This window comes from Pseudomonas sp. NFX1, from assembly GCF_051123555.1.
Classification (GTDB): Bacteria; Pseudomonadota; Gammaproteobacteria; order Pseudomonadales; family Pseudomonadaceae; genus Aquipseudomonas; species Aquipseudomonas capeferrum.
Genome location: NZ_CP169366.1, coordinates 5,585,247 through 5,605,343 on the forward strand (window position 1 = coordinate 5,585,247; position 20,097 = coordinate 5,605,343).

Genomic DNA, 20,097 nt, shown 5'->3' on the forward strand with positions numbered 1-20,097 from the left:
GTAGTCGCAGGGGTGGCTGTCAGATCCACCCACGCAGGGCGGCTATGGCGATGGCGCCTGCCTTGTTGGCCGCGTTGGTCTTGGTGATCACGCTGCGGATATGGAAGTTGACCGTACTTTGTGACAGCGACAGGATGGAGGCAACGTCGGCGGCGGTCTTGCCTGCAGCTGACCACCTCAGCACTTCCAGCTCCCGCTCGCTCATTTTCGGCTGAGGCGGGCAGAGCGCGTCCAGGTGGTGCTCGCACAGTACCGAGTGCAGGGTATGGCACAGCCACTGCACGCTGGCGGCTTTTTCGTAGAGTTCGTTGATTGCAATCTGGCCTGCTGGCCTGGCGACGCTGACTTGGCTTTCATTGTGCTGCAGGTCGTGCAGCGACTGTGTCCAACCATGACGCAGCCCGTGCTGGCAGGCAGCCTCGCGAAATTGCGGGGCCTCGCAATACAGTTCGTCGGTCCACAATACAGGTGTGGTCTGACCATGGCTCAAGCGTGCGGCCGGGTCTTGCTTGTAGAAATCATCACGCTGATAGCGCTCGATCCATTCGTCTGGGTAATTGCTGTAGAGGTACAACCGCGGTGTCTGGGTGGCAATCTGTATGCGAATGTTCAGCCCCAGGTGTTCCATACCCAGGTCTTGCACCAAATGCACAGCGATGTCGAACAATTTGCGCGGGGATCGCTCGCTGACAAATTGATGGAGATGCTCGGGTTTCCAGTGAAGCATCCGTAACGCTCCTAAGGGGCAACAGGATCCAATCCGTTTGCATACCCGCATCATTGTAGGAAAAACCTACTAATGCGTTGTGATTTTTTGTTATAGCGATCACGTTTGTCTGCGACATCGGCAGCATTGACGTGGTGAGGCCTTACAAACCGGTGGTTTTTATCCAGGCCGCTTTGCGCGACACTGTGCGCACGTCAACCTTGGAGCCCGATATGACTGCCAGCGCCGAAAAGTTCACCCGCCAGACCCTGCTCGATGTTCAGCCACTGACGCCGAACCTCTTCAGCCTGCGGGTAACGCGCGATTCGGGCTTTCGCTTCCGGGCCGGCCAGTTTGCTCGTCTCGGGGTAACCAAGGCCGATGGCAGTGTGGTGTGGCGCGCCTATTCCATGGTCAGCGCGCCCCATGACGAGTACCTCGACTTCTTCTCGATCGTGGTGCCCGGCGGTGAGTTCACCAGCGAGCTGAGCCGGCTGGGCGAGGGTGACAGCCTGCTGATCGATCGGCAGGCCTTCGGCTTTTTGACACTCGATCGCTTCATCGGCGGCCGCGACCTGTGGTTGCTGGCCACCGGCACCGGCATTGCACCGTTCATGTCCATCCTGCAGGACTTCGAGGCCTGGGAGCGTTTCGACAGCATCAAGCTGGTGTACTCGGTGCGCGAGGCGAAGGAACTGGCCTACGTGAAGGAAATCGCCGAGTTGGAGCAGCGCGACTACCTGGCAGAGTACGCCGGCAAGTTGCAGTTCATCCCGATCGTGACCCGTGAGCTGCATCCGGGGGCATTGAATGCACGCATTACCACGTTGATCGAGAACGGTGAGCTGGAGAAGGCGGCGGGGCTTGCGCTGTCGCCCGAGCATTCACGCGTGATGCTCTGCGGCAACCCGGAGATGATCGATGAAACGCGCAAGGTGCTCAAGGCGCGTGATCTGCAGTTGAGCCTGAGCAAGCGCCCGGGGCAGGTGGCGGTAGAAAACTACTGGTGACACGGGGGCCGCAATGCGGCCCCGGCACCTTCAAGGCAGGCGGTTTTGGTTCTGCGTCTTGAGCAGGTCGCGGATTTCGGTCAGCAACGTCTCTTCGGCACTTGGCACGGGCGGCGCGCTCGGTGCCACGGCCTCTTCGCGCTTCAGGCGGTTGATCGCCTTCACGCCCATGAAGATGGCGAACGCTACGATCAAGAAGTCGATCACGGTCTGGATGAACTTGCCGTAGGCCAGCATGACTGCCGGAACGTCGCCTTCTGCTGCCTTCAAGGTAATGGCCAGGTCGCTGAAGTCCACGCCACCGATCAAAAGGCCCAGTGGTGGCATGACCACGTCACCCACGAAGGACGAGACGATCTTGCCGAAGGCCGCGCCGATGATGATACCGACCGCCATGTCGACGACGTTGCCTTTGACCGCGAAGGCCTTGAACTCACTGATCATGCCCATGTTCGATTCCTTTGTAACAAATGGTGAGGTTAACGCAGTGTAAGCCACTAAAACGCTTCATGCGTTGTGTTCAGGGGTAGTGACTGCGGTTAGAACGAATAGTTTTGTCGCACGCCGAAGCGTTCGAGACACGTCTCGCTCGGCTATCATGGCGGTTTTTTCCAGGAGAAACCGCCCATGGCCAAGGCCAAGCGCTTGTATGGCTGCACCGAATGCGGCGCGACCTTCCCCAAATGGGCCGGCCAGTGCGGCGAATGCGGGGCCTGGAACACCCTGGTCGAAACCATGATCGAGAGCGGCGGGGCGGCGGCGCCCAGCAGTGGCCGGGCCGGCTGGACCGGGCAACAGGCGCAGATCAAGACCCTGGCCGAAGTCAGCGTGGAAGAGATCCCGCGCTTCACCACCAGCAGCAGCGAACTGGACCGCGTGCTGGGTGGCGGTTTGGTCGATGGCTCGGTGGTGCTGATCGGCGGTGACCCGGGTATCGGCAAGTCGACCATTCTGTTGCAGACCCTGTGCAACATTGCCGTGCACATGCCTGCGCTGTATGTCACCGGCGAAGAGTCGCAACAGCAGGTGGCGATGCGCTCGCGCCGCCTGGGCCTGCCCCAGGACCAGCTCAAGGTGATGACCGAAACCTGTATCGAGACCATCATCGCCACGGCTCGCCAGGAAAAGCCCCGCGTCATGGTCATCGACTCGATCCAGACCATTTTCACCGAACAGCTGCAATCGGCGCCCGGTGGCGTGGCCCAGGTGCGCGAGAGTACGGCGTTGCTGGTGCGTTACGCCAAGCAGAGCGGCACCGCCATCTTCCTGGTGGGCCACGTCACCAAGGAAGGCTCGCTGGCCGGGCCGCGCGTGCTGGAGCACATGGTTGACACCGTGCTGTATTTCGAGGGTGAGTCCGATGGCCGCCTGCGCCTGCTGCGGGCGGTGAAGAACCGCTTTGGCGCGGTCAACGAACTGGGCGTGTTCGGCATGACCGACCGCGGCCTCAAGGAGGTTTCGAACCCTTCGGCGATCTTCCTTAATCGCACCCAGGAAGAGGTGCCGGGCAGTGTGGTGATGGCCACCTGGGAGGGCACCCGGCCGATGCTGGTCGAGGTGCAGGCGCTGGTCGATGACAGCCACCTGGCCAACCCGCGCCGGGTGACCCTTGGCCTGGACCAGAACCGCCTGGCCATGTTGCTGGCAGTACTGCACCGCCATGGCGGCATTCCTACCCACGACCAGGATGTGTTCCTCAACGTGGTGGGCGGCGTGAAGGTGCTGGAGACGGCTTCTGACCTGGCTTTGTTGGCGGCGGTGATGTCCAGCCTGCGCAACCGGCCGTTGGCCCATGGGTTGCTGGTGTTTGGCGAGATTGGCTTGTCGGGCGAGGTGCGGCCGGTGCCCAGTGGCCAAGAGCGGCTGAAAGAGGCGGCCAAGCATGGCTTCAAGCGGGCCATCGTGCCCAAGGGCAATGCGCCGAAGGAGCCGCCGGCAGGGTTGCAGGTGATCGCCGTGACCCGGCTGGAGCAGGCTTTGGATGCCCTGTTCGAGTGATGTATTGCCTGTAAAGGCAAACAAAAAGGGGAGCCGACGATGCGCATCGGCTCCCCTTGCTTAACCGCTCAATCAGCGGTCAATGCTCGGCAACCGGGCTGCGCCTGGGCGCCTCGTTGCCATGCTCGTCCAGCTCCAGCATCGGCACTTCATTACCTTCGGCATCGAACAGCTTGCCATCCTTGAAGTAATCGCCATCGCGCAGTGCAGAAATGTCCGAATACTGGATGGTGCGTTCGTAGGCTGCGGCAAATACCGACTGCTGGTCCGAGTTGCCAGTGGTGAAGTGGTTGAAGATCAGGTTCAGCAGAATCGCCATGATCGCCGCCGAGCTGATGCCCGAGTGGAAGATGGTCTCGAACCAGTTCGGGAAGTGGTGGTAGAAGGTCGGTGCGGCAATCGGGATCATGCCGAAGCCCAGCGAAGCAGCGACGATGATCAGGTTGACGTTGTTCTTGTAGCTGACCTTGGACAGGGTACGGATGCCGCTGGCTGCCACGGTGCCGAACAGCACGATGCCCGCGCCGCCCAATACCGGGGTAGGCACGGCGGCAATCACCCGGCCCATGACCGGCAGCAAGCCGAGCACCACCAGGATCACGCCACCGGTGGCCACCACGTAGCGGCTCTTGACCCCGGTCACGGCCACCAGGCCGACGTTCTGGGCGAAGGCGCTCTGGGTGAACGAGCCGAAGATCGGTGCCAGGATGCTCGATGCCATGTCGGCACGCAGGCCATTGCCCAGGCGCTTGGAGTCGACCTTGGTTTCAATGATGTCGCCCACCGCGAGGATGTCGGCCGAGGTTTCCACCAGGGTCACCATGATCACGATGCACATCGACAGGATCGCGGCGATGTGGAATTCCGGCATGCCGAAATGGAACGGCGTGGGGAAGGCGAACATCGGGCCTTGGGTGACCTTGCTGAAGTCGGTCATGCCCAGCCCCCAGGCGATCAGGGTGCCAAACACCATGGCCAGGAGAATCGACAGGCGCGAGATGGTCGCGCTGCCCAGCTTGCTCAGCAGCAGCACGATGGCGAAGGTCAGTGCCGCCAGGCCGATGTTGGCCACGCTGCCGAACTCCGGTGAAGCACTGTTGCCGCCCATCACCCAGCGTGCCGCCACTGGCATCAGGGTCAAGCCGATGGTGGTGATGACGATACCGGTCACCAGGGGTGGGAAGAACTTGGTGATGCGCGAGAACACCGGGGTGATCAGGAAGCCGATGAACGAGGCCGCCATGACCGCACCCAGCACACCCGGCAGGCCACCACCGCCTTCGCTGCTGAGAATGGCGCCCATGGTTGCCACGCCGGCGAACGATACGCCCTGCACCAGCGGCAACTGGCAACCGAAGAACGGCAGGCCAAGCGTCTGCAGCAAGGTGGCCAGGCCACCGGCAAACAACGACGCGGCGATCAGCATGCCGATTTCGGCACCATTCAGGCCCGCGGCCTGCCCCAGAATCAGGGGTACCGCAACGATCCCTCCATACATGGTCAACACATGCTGCAGACCATAGGCCAGGTTGGCCCCAAGGCCGAGGTTTTCATCCTCGGGGCGCTTGGCGGGAGACGTGCTAGGGGACGTAGTCATGGAGCAGGCTCTCTGCGTTTATTGTTGTGCCGCTACTGTAGACACTTCCTACAATTGATTGCTACAAGAATTGTATACAATATTTTGATCGGAGCGCGAACAAGCCGGGCTTCAGGGTGGCCTGAAACCCAATGCAGAACGCGTACCAAGTCATGAAAGGCTGTACTAGAGGGGTGTGTACAAAGAGCTGCTACCCCGGCTTAAAGCTGTCTGGGTAGACAGGAAACGCTAGGTGGGAAGGATGTTAGCTAGCTAAGAGATCCCATTATTCGATGAGTTCGCGCAGCTCCCGCATCATTTCGGTGCTGTCGGCCACGTTCAGTTCCACAAGACGGTGCAAATGGCTCATCGAATCGAGGTCGATGTAGAGGCAGACGAAGCCCAGGCGCTGCGCTTCTTCATGACGAAGCTCCACCTGCATCCGCACGTGGGTATGCGGGTCAAGGTGGATCACCGCATCGAAGTCCTGAGAGAGGTCGGCATTCCACGGCTGGGGGCGCTCGACCAGCAGGCCCTTGAGCGACAGGTCAAGCAGTTTGACTGGCCAGCGGCGGTCACCCTGGCGCAGTTCGGTGGGGGCGTCGAAGTCTATGCGCTGGAAGCGTCGGCGATTGTTGGAAGAAGTGGTCATGGCGGGCCCCTCGTCAGATGTTCTGACTATAGACCAGCCATGGCCTGTTCTGCCTGATGGCGAGCGACAAGGTGCCGTCTGCGGCAGTCGCCCCGTGCCACCCTTAGTCGGGGACGAAATTCAGGTCAACCACCTGATAGAAGGCTTTATCGGTCTCGGCAATTTCCCATACCCCAAGCAGCACATGATAACCGTCGCGCTCAGGCAACTTCAGCGTGTGCTTGGTCGGCTGCTCCGGCCACATTTCTTCATCCGAGTAGCCCCAATAAGGTTGGCGTTCATTGAGGAAAGTAGCGAAGGGTTCAGGTTCGAACTGTGCACGCGAAAGCGGCTGAGTCGGGTTCCATCCGGCTTTGGTGATGAAGTAGTTGAAACGGCGGTACTTGTGGCGCGCGCTGAAGCTCCAGACGAACTCCAGCGGTGTGTCGCTGGTAACGTCATGCTTGTCCCAGTCGACATCTGTGCGGTCCAGGTAGGCAGCGCCCGGCCTTTCGCCGCTGGCAATCTTGCCATCGACCGGTGGTGCCATACTTCTCACGTCGTCCTTGGCGTAGGGATCGGCCAGCCCGCCCGTGGTCTGCGGGAAGAATTTGCCGCTTTCGATGCCGTTGTGAAGATTTCCCTCAATGAGGCGTCTCTCCTCAGCGAAGGTCGCTCGGGACTTGGGCGTCGAGATCGAGCCATGGTTGGGTTCGATGGGGCCTGAGTCACGCGTGGATTTACTCTTATCCTGAGTCATCATCTGTCCCTGCTTGATGGTTATCAAATGTTCGACGCACGGTTCGAACGTTTGCACACCGTGTGTCATATCGTGGCGACGGGTTTGCCTGATCATTTAATGCGCGGTTGCCACCCTGGACAACTGACAGAAATGACAGGTCAGCCGAAGTAACGTTTCCGTCGCAGCCTGCGGGTTGTTCGGGTAGTCGCGTGCTAGAGCGCGTGCTGGTCAGTGGCTGAGCGCCAAATCGGGATGGTAAAGCCGTCAAGCAGGCCCTAGACTCAAGGGGCTGTCTATTCCAACCACTTAGCTGGAAGCATGCCATGAACAACAATAACAGCCTGCTACGCCACATCCCGTGGCTGGCGTTGGCGGTCATAGGAGCCTGCGCGCTGGGTGTTGTCGCCCTGCGTCGCGGCGAGGCGATCAACGCCTTGTGGATCGTGGTCGCGGCAGTGGCCATCTATCTGGTCGCCTACCGCTACTACAGCCTGTTCATCGCCACCAAGGTGATGCAACTCGACCCTCGCCGTGCCACCCCGGCGGTGCTCAACAACGATGGCCTGGACTACGTTCCGACCAACAAGCACATCCTGTTCGGCCACCACTTTGCCGCCATCGCCGGCGCCGGCCCACTGGTCGGCCCGGTACTCGCCGCGCAGATGGGCTACCTGCCCGGCACGCTCTGGCTGATCGCCGGCGTTGTGCTGGCCGGTGCGGTGCAGGACTTCATGGTCCTGTTCATGTCCACCCGCCGCAACGGTCGCTCGCTGGGCGACATGGTGCGCGAGGAAATGGGCCGGATCCCGGGCACCATCGCCCTGTTCGGCTGCTTCCTGATCATGATCATCATCCTCGCGGTGCTGGCGCTGATCGTGGTCAAGGCCCTGGCCGAGAGCCCATGGGGCATGTTCACGGTGATGGCGACCATCCCGATCGCGATGTTCATGGGCATCTACATGCGCTATATCCGCCCGGGCCGCATCGGCGAGATCTCGGTGGTCGGCGTGGTGCTGCTGCTGGCGTCGATCTGGCTGGGCGGCGTGATCGCTGCCGACCCGGTCTGGGGCCCGGCGTTCACCTTCACCGGTGTGCAGATCACCTGGATGCTGGTGGGTTATGGCTTCGTCGCTGCCGTACTGCCGGTATGGCTGGTGCTGGCGCCGCGTGACTACCTGTCGACCTTCCTCAAGATCGGCACCATCGTTGGCCTGGCCATCGGTATCCTGATTATCGCGCCAGAGCTGAAAATGCCGGCCCTGACCCAGTTCACCGACGGTACTGGGCCGGTCTGGAAGGGCACGTTGTTCCCGTTCCTGTTCATCACCATTGCCTGCGGTGCGGTATCGGGCTTCCACGCGCTGATTTCCTCGGGCACCACGCCCAAGCTGCTGGATAACGAAACCAACGCCCGTTACATCGGCTACGGCGGCATGCTGATGGAGTCGTTCGTCGCCATCATGGCCATGGTCGCCGCCTCGGTGATCGAGCCTGGCGTGTACTTCGCCATGAACAGCCCGGCTGCGGTGGTCGGCGCCGACGTTGCTACGGTGGCGCAGACGGTCAGCAGTTGGGGCTTCCTGATCACCCCTGAGCAGCTCGAAGCGGTCGCCCGCGACATTGGCGAGCACACCGTGCTGGCCCGTGCCGGTGGTGCGCCAACGTTGGCGGTGGGTATCGCGCAGATCCTTCACCAGGTGCTGCCGGGTGAGAACACCATGGCCTTCTGGTACCACTTCGCGATCCTGTTCGAGGCCCTGTTCATCCTCACCGCCGTGGACGCCGGTACCCGTGCCGGGCGCTTCATGCTGCAGGACCTGCTGGGCAGCTTCGTGCCGGCGCTCAAACGCACCGAATCGTGGGGTGCCAACCTGCTCGCCACCGCTGGCTGCGTGGCAATGTGGGGTTATCTGCTGTACCAGGGCGTGATCGACCCGCTGGGTGGCATCAACACCTTGTGGCCGCTGTTTGGCATCTCCAACCAGATGCTGGCCGGTATCGCCTTGATGCTCGGTACTGTGGTGCTGATCAAGATGAAGCGTCAGCGCTACATCTGGGTCACCCTGGTGCCGGCCGTGTGGCTGCTGATCTGTACCACTGCCGCAGGCCTGATCAAGCTGTTCGACCCGAACCCGGCCGTTGGCTTCCTGGCCCTGGCCAAGAAGTACAGCACTGCGCTGGATGCCGGCCAGGTACTGGCCCCGGCCAAGGACATCGGGCAGATGCAGCACGTGATCTACAACGCCTACACCAACGCGGGCCTGACGATTCTGTTCCTGCTGGTGGTGTTCAGCATCCTGTTCTTCGCCATCAAGGTCGGCTACGCCGCCTGGGGCCGCAAGGAGCGCAGCGACAAGGAAACCCCGTTCCAGGCCTTGCCTGACGCGTAATCGAGAGGACTGCAGCTATGTTCAACGACCTGGGTCGACTGGGTAAGTACCTGGGGCAGGCAGCCCGCCTGATGGTCGGCATGCCCGACTACGACAACTATGTCGAACACATGCAGAACAAGCACCCGGACAAACCGGTGATGAGCTACGAGGCGTTCTTCCGTGAACGCCAGGAAGCGCGTTACGGTGGCAAGTCCGGGCCCAAGTGCTGTTGAGCCTGCAACACCTGTGAAACTGTGGGAGCCCGGGCAGCCGGGCTCCCACATTCATATTCAGCTTCAGGAGCTTTTTGCGTGCAATCGCCTATTCCCGTCACCGTACTGACCGGCTTTCTGGGTGCCGGCAAGACCACCTTGCTCAAGCACATGCTCAAGGCCGAGCACGGCCTGAAGATCGCCGTGATCGAGAACGAGTTCAGCGAGGCCGGTATCGACAGCCAGCTGCTGGGCGACGAGCCGGTGCAGGTCATGACCCTGGCCAACGGCTGCGTGTGCTGCAGCATCCATGGTGACCTCACCCGCGCCCTGTACCTGCTGCTGGAGCGCCTGGACGCCGGCGAAATCGCCTTCGACCGCCTGGTGATCGAATGCACCGGGCTTGCCGACCCTGCACCGGTTGCGCAGACTTTTTTCATCGACGAGGACCTGCGTGATCGCTACATCCTCGACGGCATCATCACCCTGGTCGACGCCGCCCATGCCGAGCTGCACCTGACCCAGGCCATTGCCCAAGCCCAGGTCGGTTTTGCCGACCGCCTGCTGCTGAGCAAGACCGACCTGGTCGAACCTGCGGCGGTGGATGCCCTGCGCGAGCGCCTGTCGCGCATCAACGGCCGTGCCGCCATTCGTGTGGTCGAACAGGGGCGCATCGACCTGGCCGAACTGCTCGATGTGCGCGGTTTCAACCTCAATACCGACCTGGGTGCCAGCCTCAAGCCGGCCCTGCGCCCGGTGCTCAAGCCGGCCACCCCGGACCGTATCTCGACCTTGGTGTTGCGCACCGACACCCCGCTGGACATCGACCGCCTCAGCGACTTCATGAACGCGCTGCTGGAAACCCACGGCAAGCAATTGCTGCGTTACAAGGGCGTGCTGAATATTGCCGGGGACGATCGTCGCCTGGTGTTTCAAGGCGTGCTCAAGCTCTACGGCTTTGACTGGGATGCCGAATGGGCAGCAGGCGAGGCCCGCGAAAGCGTGCTGGTGTTCATTGCCGATGACCTGCCCGAGGCTACGATTCGGGCTGGGTTCGAGGCTTTGAGCAGGGCTTGAGCCGGTGAGGTGCCTGGGCCGCGAACCAGGCCGGCCATGAGCTGCGGTGGCGGGTTTGCACTTCGATGCACGGGATCAGCCGCTCGGTGAGCACAGCCGTCTGCCGCACGGCCTTGGCGGTGCGGTACTTGACGCTGTGGATGCATTCGCGGTCGCCGAATTCGCAGCGGTTCAGCGAGGTACCGCCGCAGGGGCCGTTGGCCAGGCCCTTGGGGCAGGTTTCCGGGCAGATGTAGAGCGTGTCTTCGAGGCGGCAGCGGCCGCAGGTGTCGCAGCCCACCAGCGGTCGCTTCAGCGCACGCTCCACCCCGTGCAGCACGCGGGCACCGCGGGCTGTTGCCCACAACGGTTGGCGAACGGCCCAGCCGAATGCCTGGCTCAGCCAGTTGCTGCGGCTGAACAGCAAGGCATGGGAAGCGTGCAGCAGGTGGTACCGCGCCTTCTCTTTGTTCGACGCGCTGACCTTCGACTCGCCCTGGCGCCAGCTCGCTGACGGCGGATGAAAGACCACGGCAGGCAGGCCGGGCACCTGCCAACTGGCCGCCCAGGCTGGCGCCCACTGTTCCAGTGAGTAGATCTGCGCTTGCCAGTGTTCGATGCGTTGTTCCAGGGCCAACAGCTGCTTGAGTTCGTGAATGCCGGACAAGTGCACCCCGGCGTAACCCATCAGTTTTACACCAATCACCTGCAGCGCCAGCCGGTCGACGCTGCGCGCCTGGGCGTGGGCCTTGGACACCGCTGCTTCCGCTTCGAGCATGTCGCGCATGGACGGCGTGACCGTCACCCCGGCCACGTGATCGAGCATTGCGGCGCGGCCATGGGTAAGGCTCATCAGGCAGGCCAGCAAGGGTTTCGGGTGCGGCTGGCGGTTCATCCAGGTTTGGGCTTCCTGATGCTTGCTGGCATCGAAGCCCAGTTGCAGGGTCAGGAAGTCGGCGCCCGCAGCCAGTTTTTTCTCGGCCTTGAAGTACTGCGCGCCGCCTTCTTCCTCGCAGTACTTGAATGGGTTGAGGGCGGCACCGAGCAACCAGTGTGGGCAAGCCTGGCGCGCGAGCTGCAGGGCGGCCACCGATTCCAGGTAGCGCACCGGGCGCTCTGCGGGTTGATGCCCAGGCAGGCGGTCGCCAGTGAGCAGCAGCAGTTGGTCAAGCCCGTCGGCATCCATGCGTTGCAGTTGCGCCAGCAAGTGGTGCCGTTCGCGGTCCTTGCCAGAAAAGTGCGGCAGGGCAGGCACGGGCGAGCTGAAGCTGGCGAGGGCGTCCAGAGGCGACAGGTCCAGTGGGCTGCCGACGCGATCACCGATGGCCACGGTCATCGGCCAGCCACACAGGTGCGCGCGGGCCATGATCGCTTCCATGGCGGCGAAACGATCCGCCGAGGGCTTGGGGACGAACTCCATGACGCAGACGAAGGTTTTTTCGTGCAGCGCCGTTTTCAGCAGGCTCATGGATCGGGCACCGGGTTGGGGCAGGGTGGCATTGTGCGGCAAAGGGCCGATGGGGTCATGTCCGGATGCGTAGGGTGCTGCTCTGAACGAGACATGCAGGTGGACACATCAACATGAGTAAATCTTGATTTCATATCAAATTAAATGAGTTTGTCTCAGCGCTTGTTGGTCCCGAAAATGCCCACATTCATTTAGACATTCTGAGGCACGAGACATGGCACTGGCACATTCCCTGGGCTTTCAACGCATCGGCCATGATCGCGAACTGAAAAAAGCCCAGGAAGCCTTCTTGCAAGGTGAACTCGACGAAGCCGGCCTGCGCGCTGTGGGCCGCGCGCTGCGTGCCAGCCATTGGCAGGCGCAGAAGGACGCTGGCATCGAGCTGCTGCCGGTGGGCGATTTCGCCTGGCACGACCAGGTGCTGACCCATTCGCTGACCTTCGGTGTCGTCCCGCAGCGCTTTCGCGGCCACGATGGTGCCAAGCCCACTTTGCAAACCGTGGTCGCCATGGCTCGAGGCACGACCGAGCGCAGCGACAGCGGCGGTGCCCACGCCCAGGAGATGACCCGGTGGTTCGACAGCAACTATCACTACCGGGTACCGGAGTTCACCGCCGACCAACAGTTTGCCCTCAGTTGGGAGCAGCTGTTCGAAGAGGTCGAAGAAGCCAAGGCCCTGGGCCATGCGGTCAAACCTGTGGTGATCGGCCCGCTGACCTATCTGTGGCTGGGCAAGGCCCAAGGCGCCGACATGGACAAGCTTGAGCTGGTCGACCGGTTGTTGCCGCTGTACGACGAAATCTTCAACCGCCTGGCCGCACAGGGCGTTGAATGGGTGCAGATCGACGAGCCGATCTTGGTGCTGGATTTGCCGCAAGACTGGAAAAACGCCTACGAGCGCGTTTACAACATCCTGCAACGTGCGCCGCTGAAGAAACTGATCGCCACCTACTTTGGGGGCCTCGAAGAAAACCTGGGCCTGGCGGCGAACCTGCCCGTCGATGGCCTGCACATCGACCTGGTGCGTGCGCCAGACCAGTACCCGACCCTGCTCGACCGCCTGCCGGCATACAAGGTCCTGTCGTTGGGCCTGGTCGACGGCTGTAGCGTCTCGGCTTGCGACCTGGAAAAAGCCCTGGCTGTGTTGCAGCACGCGGCCGAACGCCTGGGTGACCGCCTGTGGGTCGCGCCGTCCTGCTCGCTGTTGCACAACCCATTGGGGCTGGCCCGTGAAGACCAGCTCGACGCCGAGCGCAAAGGCGGGTTGGCCTTCGCCGTGCAGAAGTGCCAGGAAGTGGCCGCGCTGAGTAAAGCGGTCGACGCGCCAGAGGCTGCCCGCGCGTTGCGCGCCACGGCTTGATCATCGGGCCGCTACGGGTGCTTATAATGCCGGCTCGAAACGTAATCGACAGGGAATGATGCGATGAGAGTTCTGGTAGTCGGCGCCAGCAAGGGGCTGGGCAAGGCCTTCATGGAAGGGCTGGGCAAACCGGGCGATACGCTGATCGGTGTGTCCCGTTCGCGCCCCGAGCGGGTGGTGGCCAGCAAGGATGTCGAGGTGCAGTGGATTGCGGCCGACCTCGCTCAGCCGGCCGCCGCCGTCGAGGCCATTGCCCAGGCGCTGGCGGGCGGTGGCGTGGATACCCTCATCTACAACCTCGGGTTGTGGGAAGCCGAGGCGTTTGCAGAGCACTACAGCTTTCTTGCCGACCGCGATGCCGAACTGCAAGGCATGGTCGACTGCAACATCACGGCCACCATCCTGCTGATCAAGCGCTTGCTGCCGATGCTGCTCGAAAGCGAAAAGCCACGGATCCTGCTTACCGGTTCCACCTCGGGCCTGCCGCAAAGCGGGCGCCCTGAAGTGACCTTTGCCGCGTCCAAGTTCGCCCTGCGCGGTATTGCCGAAGCCTTGCGTGAAGGGTATCGCGAGCAGGGCCTTGGTGTGACGTGCCTGAACCTGGGCTACCTGAACACCGAGGATGGCTTGGATGTGCCAGTGGCAGAAGCCGCGGCGCGCGGGGAAGGGGGGCTGATTCCGCTGCACGATGTGGTGCTGATGGTACGCACGATGCTGGAACTGTCGGCGGCCAGTTATGTGCGTGAGCTGACACTGCCAGCGATTGCCGATGAGCGCTTCTGAGTAACCAGGCCCGGCCTCTTCGCGGGTCTATTCGCGAAGAGGCCGAGCCTGCAGGCATCAATGACTGATCAACGCTCGATCGCCAGCGCTACCCCCTGGCCACCACCAATGCACAACGTGGCCAGCCCTTTCTTGGCATCTCGCTTGATCATCTCGTGCAACAGGGTCACCAGCACCCGGCACCCCGACGCACCGATCGGGTGGCCCAGGGCAATCGCCCCGCCATTCACATTGACCCGCGCCGCATCCCATTCCAGGGCCTTGCCCACCGCCAACGCCTGCGCGGCAAAGGCCTCGTTGGCTTCGATCAGGTCCAGGTCCGCCAGCTGCCAGCCCGCCTTGTCCAGGCAGCGTTGGGTAGCCGAAACCGGGCCGATACCCATGACCGCCGGGTCCACGCCCGCACTGGCATAGGCCGCGATCCTCGCCAGTACCGGCAAGCCCAGGGCCTTGGCCTTGGCGGCACTCATCAGCAATACGGCAGCGGCGCCATCATTGAGGCTGGAAGCATTGCCGGCCGTCACGCTGCCCTCTTTCTTGAAGGCTGCGCGCAACTTGCCCAGGGACTCGGCAGTGGTACCTGGGCGGGGTTGTTCGTCGCGCTCGAAGACCGTGGGCTCGCCCTTTTTCTGCGGCATCACGATCGGCGTGATCTCGTCCTTGAATCGGCCGGCCTCGATCGCGGCCACGGCCTTGCGCTGGGACTCGGCGGCGAAGGCGTCCTGTTGTTCACGGCTGAGGCCGTACTTGTCCACCAGGTTCTCGGCGGTAATGCCCATGTGGTAGTCGTTGAAGGCGTCCCACAGGCCGTCGGTGATCATGCTGTCGACCAGTTGACCGTGGCCCATGCGCTGGCCGGTGCGGGCCGAAGGCATGACGTAGGGTGCCAGGCTCATGTTTTCCTGGCCGCCGGCAATCACCACCTCGGCGTCACCGCAGCGAATAGCCTGGGCTGCCAGGTGCAGGGCCTTGAGGCCCGAGCCGCAGACCTTGTTGAGCGTCAGCGCGGGCACGCTGTAGGGCAGGCCAGCCTTGATCGCGGCCTGGCGGGCCGGGTTCTGGCCGGCGCCGGCGGTGAGTACCTGGCCGAGGATCACTTCGTCGACCAGGGCAGGGTCCAATTGGGTCTGTTCCAGCAGGCGCTTGATCACGGCTGCGCCGAGGTCGACGGCGGGCACTGTGGCCAAGGCGCCCTGGAAGCTGCCAATGGCGGTGCGGGTGGCGGCGACGATGACCACGTCGTTCATGTTGTTGTTCTCCGTGCAAGGGTGGGCGCCGCGAGGGCAGGATGTTGTCAGCATCGGCGGGTTTGGTTCATTTGTTAAGTTTGTTTTTCTTTGCGATTGTTCTGGAAAACAAATGAATGATGCCGGCCCTGCAGGCAAGGCGCTGACCCTGGGTCTAAGCTGGATGTCGTGCTGTTTCACTCAACGCAACGGAGCTCATGGCCATGCGCATCTTGATCGCTCTTACCCTCCTGATCGGCAGCAGCACAGCATTCGCCGCCACCCAGTGCACCACTGCAGACAAAAGCACCTGGCAAGACCCGGGCAAATTCCAGGCCCAGCTCAAGGATCAGGGCTACAAGATCAGCAAGTTCAAGGTCACCAAAGGCAACTGCTACGAAATCTATGGTTTCGACAAGGATGGCCGCAAGATCGAGATCTACCATGACCCGGTCAGCGGCAAGGCGGTCAAGACCGAGTATCACGATTGAAGGCCCGCCCCACGGTACAGCTGTGGGACCCGCTCCTGCGGCTGTGCCACCTGTCGTTGGCCACGGTGTTCTTCGCGGATTATTTTTTCAATGAAGAGGGCGACGACTGGCACCAGTGGTTGGGCTATTACGGGCTGGCGTGCGTGCTGTTGCGCCTGGTTTGGGGCTTCGTCGGGCCGCAAAGCGCGCGCTGGGCCGACTTCTGGCCGACCCCGGCACGCCTGGCCGCCCACGCCCGCGCGCTGATAAGCGGGCAGCCCTACCATCGCCTGGGGCATTCGCCGATCGGCGCCCTGGTGATGCTGCTGATGCTCACCGGCATCGCCGGCCTGGGCCTGACCGGTTGGGCGTCGCAAGAGGTCGACGCCCTGTGGGGCGCCGACTGGCCGACGAGCCTGCACCGCTTTCTGGCCGACGCGGTGCTGGCGTTGGTCTGCGTGCATGTATTGGCGGCCATCGTCGAAAGCCTGCGCCTGGGCGAGAACCTGCCCCTGTCGATGATCACCGGCCGCCGTCGGCAGCGCTAGGCGGCTTGTACGGTGCAGCGCAAGATGCGCACGGTTTTGTATCCCCCCCAATCACCCCGTAATATGTGTCGGATAACTGGCGGGGGTAGTCTCACCCTCTGATCAATCGGAATCGCCCGTGGCGGCGCTTCCCTGGCATAAACCTGACGAGGTACAGACATTGGCCATCATTCATCCTAAGGTCCGCGGTTTCATCTGCACCACGACCCATCCGAAGGGCTGCGAGCTCAACGTCCGTGACCAGATCGAAGCCACCCGCAAGCTGGGCGTGCGCGAGGATGGCCCGAAGAAGGTCCTGGTGATTGGTGCTTCCAGCGGCTACGGCCTGGCGGCCCGCATCACCGCAGCGTTCGGCTTCAAGGCCGACACCCTGGGCGTGTTCTTCGAAAAAGCAGGTACCGAGACCAAGGCCGGTACTGCGGGCTGGTACAACTCCGCCGCCTTCGACAAGTTCGCCAAGGCCGAAGGCCTGTACAGCAAGTCGATCAACGGTGATGCGTTCTCCGACGAGGCCCGTGCCAAAGTTATCGAGCTGATCAAGAACGAAATGGGTGGCAAGGTCGACCTGGTCATCTACTCCCTGGCCTCCCCCGTGCGCAAGCTGCCGCAAACCGGTGAAGTGATTCGCTCGGCGCTCAAGCCTATCGGCCAGCCGTACAAGTCGACCGCCATCGACACCAACAAGGACACCATCATCGAGGCCAGCATCGAGCCGGCTTCCGAGCAGGAAATCGCTGACACCGTCACCGTCATGGGTGGCCAGGACTGGCAGCTGTGGATCGATGCCCTGGCCGGTGCCGACGTGCTCGCTGAAGGCGCCCGCACCGTGGCCTTCAGCTACATCGGTACCGAGATCACCTGGCCGATCTACTGGCACGGTGCCCTGGGCAAGGCCAAGCAGGACCTGGACGAAACCGCGCTGCGCCTTGACCAGAAACTGGCCGGCGAAATCAACGGCGGCGCCAACGTGGCCGTGCTGAAGTCGGTGGTCACCCAGGCCAGCTCGGCCATTCCGGTGATGCCGTTGTACCTGTCGATGGTCTTCAAGATCATGCAGGAGAAGGGTGTTCACGAGGGTACCCAGGACCAGCTGGACCGCATGTTCCGTGATCGCCTGTACCGTGCAGACGGTGCCCCGGCCGCAGTCGACGAGAAGAGCCGCCTGCGCCTGGACGACTGGGAACTGCGTGATGACGTGCAGGACGCCTGCAAGGCCATGTGGCCGCAAGTCACCACCGAGAACCTGTTCGAGCTGACCGACTATGCCGGTTACAAGAAGCAGTTCCTCAACCTGTTCGGCTTCGAGCGCGCTGACGTCAACTACGACGAAGACGTGGCCACCGATGTGAAGTTCGACTGCATCGAGCTGTAAGCACAGCCGAAACATGAGGGGGCTGTACCGCCCTCTTCGCGGGGCAAGCCCGCTCCCACCGGTGCTCCACAAGGCTTTGGCTCAATGGGGATCCTGTAGGAGCGGGCTTGCCCCGCGAAGAGGCCGGTACAGCCCCCGATTTTTTTGCTAGCGTTGGCGCACAACAACAGGACGCGCGCCATGAGCAGCCTCACCCAACCGGCCACCGCCTTTCGCCACACCGCAGCCGACGGCTACAGCCTCGGCGGCTTCTGCTGGCGCCACGCCCAGGCCAACCCCCAGCGCCCGCTGGTGATCATCAACGCCGCCACCTCCGTGCGTTGCCGCTATTACGCTCGCTTTGCCGACTACCTGTTCGCCCAAGGCTGTGATGTGCTGACCTACGATTACCGAGGCATCGGCGAATCACGGCCGCCTTCACTGCGCGGTTTTCAGGCGTCCTGGAGCGACTGGGGCCGGCTGGACTTCGAAGCCATGCTGGCCCACGCCGCGCAGGCATTTCCCGGGCAACCGGTGGATGTGGTGGGGCATAGCTTCGGTGGTTGCGCGGTGGGGTTGGCACCGTCTGCCGGGCAGGTCAGGCGGGTGGTGATGGTGGGTGCGCAGTTCGCCTACTGGCGCGATTACGCCGCTGATCAGCGTTGGCGGCTGTTCGGAAAATGGCATCTGGTGATGCCCTTGCTGACCCGTGCGTTCGGTTACTTCCCCGGCAAGCGCCTGGGCTGGATGGAAGACACGCCGGCCGGAGTGGTGCACGACTGGACGACCCGTACGCCACGCTATGAGCACCGGCCAAGCGGGCAACGGTTGCAGAGGGTGCCGTTTGCACAGGTGCGGGCGGCGACGCTGGCAATCAGCCTGACCGATGACCCGTTTGGCACTGTGGCGGCTACAGAGCGATTGCTAGGGTACCTGCAGGGGGCTGAGCGTCAGCACCTGCGTATTGCACCTGTGGATATCTCGGTCGAGGAAATTGGCCATTTTGCGTTTTTCCATGACCGCTTTCGGGGCAGCCTGTGGCCGATTGCCTTGGCGTGGTTGCAGCAGGGCGGCTTGCCCGAAGAGGTGCCGGGGACGGTCATCAAATAACAGGGGTCGCCTAACGTTGTAGGCGCGCCTCGCGTCGCGAAAGGGCCGCAAAGCGGCCCCAGTAATTTCAAGCCTTACGCGAAAGTGGCTGCCCGGTGAACTTCACCCCAGCCAGGCCATGCGCGATCAGCGCACGGATATTGCCATGGTCGCTGCCCTCAGGCGTGGCCACCACATCGCGATAATGCTCACCGAAGGCCAGCAGGGCCTCTTCATCGCTCAAGCCTTCCAGCAGCGCCAGCCCCAGGGTCTTGCACGAGCCTTCGTTCTGCCCGGCGGCATTTTCCACGCCGCCGTTGTTGAAGGCCTGTGGCTGATAGCTGTAGTGGGCGGCGATGAACGCCAAGGTATCGGCAAAGACGTGTTCGCCGCTTTTCAGGCTGGCGCGCAGGGTGTTCAGATCAGTCACGAGGTTTTCCTTTTTCGAACGCCGCGTGTTGTTCGGCGCTGGCTTCTTTCTGGTATTGGGCTTTCCACTCGGCGTAGGGCATGCCGTACACCGCTTCGCGGGCGTCATCCAGGCTGACATCGACTTGGCGCTCGTCGGCAGCGGCCTTGTACCACTTGGACAGGCAGTTGCGGCAGAAGCCGGACAGGTTCATCAGGTCGATGTTCTGCACGTCGGTGCGTTTTTGCAGGTGGTCGACCAGGCGCCGGAACGCGGCGGCTTCGAGTTCGAGCTGTTGTTGCGGGGTCATGGGCTTCTCTCAGGTCATGCGATTCTTCAGGTGGCGGCCACCGTTGATGACCACCTGGCTACCGGTACTGTACTGGCTTTCGAGCAGGTATTTGACCGTGTCGATCAGCGGGCCGGCGCCGGGCTCGAATTCCAGCAGGGCCTTTTTCAGGGTCTGCTGGCGGTAGGCTTCGTCACCCCCTTCCTTGAGGATCAGCAGCCCGGGCAGGATACCGTTGACGTGCACCTTGGGCGCGTACTTTTCGGCGAACGACAGCACCATGTTCTGCAGCGCGGCCTTGGTGGCGGCGTAGCCGATGTGGCTCTTGCTGCCCCGCGAAGAGGTTTCATCGCAAATGTGGATGATGTCGGCCTTGCCCACGCTGCCTGCCTTGCCCAGCATCTCGCCGAGGGCCAGGTTGAGGTGGTAGGGCGCTTCGACGTGCAGGCGGAACATGGTGTCGAGGTTGGCCAGGCCATCGTCGAGCCACAGGGACGCGTTGTGGATGATCGCGCGCAAGCCGTCGTAGTGGCCTTGCAGGTAGTCGATCAGCGCCTGGCGGTCGGCAGCCTGGCACAGGTCGGCCTGGAACTGCACGATGTTGGGGTGTGCGGGCTGCGGCTGCAGGCTGCGGCTGGCACTGACCACCGTATGGCCGGCTTGCGCCAGTTCGAGGGCCAGGGCCAGCCCGACGCGCTGGCTGGCTCCGGTAACGAGAATTGGGCTGTTCATGTTCGGGGCGGTCAACTTGTCTGTCCTTTCGTTGCCGCCCAGCATACCCGAACTGTTTCCCTCTTGTAG

At 62.6% G+C, this 20,097-nt stretch carries 20 protein-coding genes and 1 pseudogene; 11 read left to right on the top strand and 10 right to left on the bottom strand.

From position 1 onward, the window contains the following. Positions 1-19 precede the first annotated feature (19 nt). Entirely contained in the window at positions 20-727 is a 708-nt protein-coding gene (locus tag DJ563_RS25115; protein WP_434518519.1) for an autoinducer binding domain-containing protein, read from the bottom strand. A 212-nt stretch (positions 728-939) separates the two neighbouring features. Here DJ563_RS25115 and DJ563_RS25120 point away from each other — a divergent pair, with 212 nt between their 5' ends. Continuing rightward, the gene (locus DJ563_RS25120) at positions 940-1,716 is read left to right on the top strand and encodes a ferredoxin--NADP reductase (RefSeq protein ID WP_274099619.1); all 777 of its coding nucleotides are present in this window, start codon (positions 940-942) and stop codon (positions 1,714-1,716) included. A 30-nt stretch (positions 1,717-1,746) separates the two neighbouring features. Here DJ563_RS25120 and mscL read toward each other — a convergent pair whose 3' ends face one another. After that, positions 1,747-2,166: a large-conductance mechanosensitive channel protein MscL gene (gene mscL, locus DJ563_RS25125; protein ID WP_033702940.1), complete on the bottom strand. Its 420-nt coding sequence runs from the start codon at positions 2,164-2,166 to the stop codon at positions 1,747-1,749. Positions 2,167-2,343: 177 nt separating this feature from the next. Between mscL and radA the strand changes: the two genes are divergently transcribed. Next, positions 2,344-3,714: a DNA repair protein RadA gene (gene radA / locus DJ563_RS25130; protein ID WP_033702939.1), complete on the top strand. Its 1,371-nt coding sequence runs from the start codon at positions 2,344-2,346 to the stop codon at positions 3,712-3,714. Positions 3,715-3,793: 79 nt separating this feature from the next. Here radA and DJ563_RS25135 read toward each other — a convergent pair whose 3' ends face one another. The 3 genes from DJ563_RS25135 to DJ563_RS25145 all read right to left on the bottom strand — a co-directional run bounded on the left by DJ563_RS25135 (position 3,794) and on the right by DJ563_RS25145 (position 6,777). After that, positions 3,794-5,311, bottom strand: coding sequence for a nucleobase:cation symporter-2 family protein (locus DJ563_RS25135; protein WP_274099618.1), 1,518 nt, complete (start codon positions 5,309-5,311; stop codon positions 3,794-3,796). Positions 5,312-5,576: 265 nt separating this feature from the next. Continuing rightward, positions 5,577-5,942, bottom strand: a complete 366-nt coding sequence (locus DJ563_RS25140) for a PilZ domain-containing protein (protein WP_033702937.1) — start codon at positions 5,940-5,942, stop codon at positions 5,577-5,579. A gap of 103 nt (positions 5,943-6,045) precedes the next feature. Beyond that, positions 6,046-6,777 carry a lytic polysaccharide monooxygenase auxiliary activity family 9 protein gene (locus DJ563_RS25145; RefSeq protein WP_274099617.1) on the bottom strand — a complete coding sequence of 244 codons (732 nt, stop codon included), beginning with the start codon at positions 6,775-6,777 and terminating at the stop codon, positions 6,046-6,048. Between the two features lie 209 nt (positions 6,778-6,986). Between DJ563_RS25145 and DJ563_RS25150 the strand changes: the two genes are divergently transcribed. The 3 genes from DJ563_RS25150 to yjiA all read left to right on the top strand — a co-directional run bounded on the left by DJ563_RS25150 (position 6,987) and on the right by yjiA (position 10,324). Beyond that, positions 6,987-9,053, top strand: coding sequence for a carbon starvation CstA family protein (locus DJ563_RS25150; RefSeq protein ID WP_274099616.1), 2,067 nt, complete (start codon positions 6,987-6,989; stop codon positions 9,051-9,053). A gap of 17 nt (positions 9,054-9,070) precedes the next feature. Then, the gene (locus DJ563_RS25155) at positions 9,071-9,268 is read left to right on the top strand and encodes a YbdD/YjiX family protein (protein ID WP_027595234.1); all 198 of its coding nucleotides are present in this window, start codon (positions 9,071-9,073) and stop codon (positions 9,266-9,268) included. A 78-nt stretch (positions 9,269-9,346) separates the two neighbouring features. Beyond that, positions 9,347-10,324, top strand: a complete 978-nt coding sequence (gene yjiA / locus DJ563_RS25160) for a GTPase (RefSeq protein ID WP_274099615.1) — start codon at positions 9,347-9,349, stop codon at positions 10,322-10,324. Here the strand turns inward: yjiA and DJ563_RS25165 are convergent. Further along, positions 10,284-11,771: a methylenetetrahydrofolate reductase C-terminal domain-containing protein gene (locus tag DJ563_RS25165; protein WP_274099614.1), complete on the bottom strand. Its 1,488-nt coding sequence runs from the start codon at positions 11,769-11,771 to the stop codon at positions 10,284-10,286. The two genes, yjiA and DJ563_RS25165, sit on opposite strands and share 41 nt — an antisense overlap. 214 nt (positions 11,772-11,985) lie before the next feature. Between DJ563_RS25165 and DJ563_RS25170 the strand changes: the two are divergent. Both DJ563_RS25170 and DJ563_RS25175 read left to right on the top strand, forming a co-directional pair. Further along, positions 11,986-13,122 (top strand): annotated as a pseudogene (locus tag DJ563_RS25170) (5-methyltetrahydropteroyltriglutamate--homocysteine S-methyltransferase); the annotation flags it as partial. A gap of 72 nt (positions 13,123-13,194) precedes the next feature. Beyond that, the gene (locus DJ563_RS25175; protein WP_186658871.1) at positions 13,195-13,914 is read left to right on the top strand and encodes an SDR family NAD(P)-dependent oxidoreductase; all 720 of its coding nucleotides are present in this window, start codon (positions 13,195-13,197) and stop codon (positions 13,912-13,914) included. Positions 13,915-13,982: 68 nt separating this feature from the next. On the opposite strand, the gene DJ563_RS25180 is transcribed toward DJ563_RS25175, so the two are convergent. Next, a complete protein-coding gene (locus tag DJ563_RS25180; protein WP_434518520.1) occupies positions 13,983-15,161 on the bottom strand; it encodes an acetyl-CoA C-acetyltransferase in 1,179 nt (392 codons plus the stop codon). Between the two features lie 203 nt (positions 15,162-15,364). Here DJ563_RS25180 and DJ563_RS25185 point away from each other — a divergent pair, with 203 nt between their 5' ends. From DJ563_RS25185 to DJ563_RS25200, 4 genes are all read left to right on the top strand, one after another. Further along, a complete protein-coding gene (locus DJ563_RS25185; RefSeq protein WP_047582639.1) occupies positions 15,365-15,631 on the top strand; it encodes a PepSY domain-containing protein in 267 nt (88 codons plus the stop codon). Further along, on the top strand, positions 15,628-16,158 hold the full coding sequence (locus DJ563_RS25190) for a cytochrome b/b6 domain-containing protein (protein ID WP_434518521.1): 531 nt from the start codon (positions 15,628-15,630) through the stop codon (positions 16,156-16,158). Before DJ563_RS25185 ends, DJ563_RS25190 begins: the two co-directional genes overlap by 4 nt. 160 nt (positions 16,159-16,318) lie before the next feature. Beyond that, a complete protein-coding gene (gene fabV, locus DJ563_RS25195; RefSeq protein WP_274099611.1) occupies positions 16,319-17,530 on the top strand; it encodes an enoyl-ACP reductase FabV in 1,212 nt (403 codons plus the stop codon). 180 nt (positions 17,531-17,710) lie between these two features. Further along, entirely contained in the window at positions 17,711-18,619 is a 909-nt protein-coding gene (locus DJ563_RS25200) for an alpha/beta hydrolase family protein (protein ID WP_274099727.1), read from the top strand. A gap of 67 nt (positions 18,620-18,686) precedes the next feature. Here the strand turns inward: DJ563_RS25200 and DJ563_RS25205 are convergent, their stop codons facing one another. Genes DJ563_RS25205 through folM form a run of 3 tightly spaced genes read right to left on the bottom strand, consistent with a single transcriptional unit; the run spans position 18,687 to position 20,073 of the window. Continuing rightward, positions 18,687-19,028: a HopJ type III effector protein gene (locus DJ563_RS25205; RefSeq protein ID WP_033702922.1), complete on the bottom strand. Its 342-nt coding sequence runs from the start codon at positions 19,026-19,028 to the stop codon at positions 18,687-18,689. Beyond that, on the bottom strand, positions 19,021-19,317 hold the full coding sequence (locus DJ563_RS25210) for a DUF1244 domain-containing protein (RefSeq protein WP_033702921.1): 297 nt from the start codon (positions 19,315-19,317) through the stop codon (positions 19,021-19,023). The genes DJ563_RS25205 and DJ563_RS25210 overlap by 8 nt, the downstream gene beginning before the upstream one ends. 9 nt (positions 19,318-19,326) lie before the next feature. Further along, positions 19,327-20,073 (bottom strand): dihydromonapterin reductase, encoded by a 747-nt coding sequence (gene folM, locus DJ563_RS25215; protein WP_274099726.1) that lies wholly within the window; start codon positions 20,071-20,073, stop codon positions 19,327-19,329. Positions 20,074-20,097: the final 24 nt, after the last annotated feature.

Excerpts from the sequence above, each read along its gene's own strand:
- DJ563_RS25150 (WP_274099616.1), top strand. The coding sequence starts at position 6,987 with ATGAACAACAATAACAGCCTGCTACGCCACATCCCGTGGCTGGCGTTG.
- DJ563_RS25200 (WP_274099727.1), top strand. The coding sequence starts at position 17,711 with ATGAGCAGCCTCACCCAACCGGCCACCGCCTTTCGCCACACCGCAGCC.
- DJ563_RS25135 (WP_274099618.1), bottom strand. The coding sequence starts at position 5,311 with ATGACTACGTCCCCTAGCACGTCTCCCGCCAAGCGCCCCGAGGATGAA.
- DJ563_RS25180 (WP_434518520.1), bottom strand. The coding sequence starts at position 15,161 with ATGAACGACGTGGTCATCGTCGCCGCCACCCGCACCGCCATTGGCAGC.
- radA (WP_033702939.1), top strand. The coding sequence starts at position 2,344 with ATGGCCAAGGCCAAGCGCTTGTATGGCTGCACCGAATGCGGCGCGACC.
- DJ563_RS25145 (WP_274099617.1), bottom strand. The coding sequence starts at position 6,777 with ATGATCAGGCAAACCCGTCGCCACGATATGACACACGGTGTGCAAACG.
- DJ563_RS25120 (WP_274099619.1), top strand. The coding sequence starts at position 940 with ATGACTGCCAGCGCCGAAAAGTTCACCCGCCAGACCCTGCTCGATGTT.
- DJ563_RS25165 (WP_274099614.1), bottom strand. The coding sequence starts at position 11,771 with ATGAGCCTGCTGAAAACGGCGCTGCACGAAAAAACCTTCGTCTGCGTC.
- folM (WP_274099726.1), bottom strand. The coding sequence starts at position 20,073 with ATGCTGGGCGGCAACGAAAGGACAGACAAGTTGACCGCCCCGAACATG.
- mscL (WP_033702940.1), bottom strand. The coding sequence starts at position 2,166 with ATGGGCATGATCAGTGAGTTCAAGGCCTTCGCGGTCAAAGGCAACGTC.
- DJ563_RS25155 (WP_027595234.1), top strand. The coding sequence starts at position 9,071 with ATGTTCAACGACCTGGGTCGACTGGGTAAGTACCTGGGGCAGGCAGCC.
- DJ563_RS25185 (WP_047582639.1), top strand. The coding sequence starts at position 15,365 with ATGCGCATCTTGATCGCTCTTACCCTCCTGATCGGCAGCAGCACAGCA.
- DJ563_RS25175 (WP_186658871.1), top strand. The coding sequence starts at position 13,195 with ATGAGAGTTCTGGTAGTCGGCGCCAGCAAGGGGCTGGGCAAGGCCTTC.
- DJ563_RS25140 (WP_033702937.1), bottom strand. The coding sequence starts at position 5,942 with ATGACCACTTCTTCCAACAATCGCCGACGCTTCCAGCGCATAGACTTC.
- DJ563_RS25210 (WP_033702921.1), bottom strand. The coding sequence starts at position 19,317 with ATGACCCCGCAACAACAGCTCGAACTCGAAGCCGCCGCGTTCCGGCGC.
- DJ563_RS25115 (WP_434518519.1), bottom strand. The coding sequence starts at position 727 with ATGCTTCACTGGAAACCCGAGCATCTCCATCAATTTGTCAGCGAGCGA.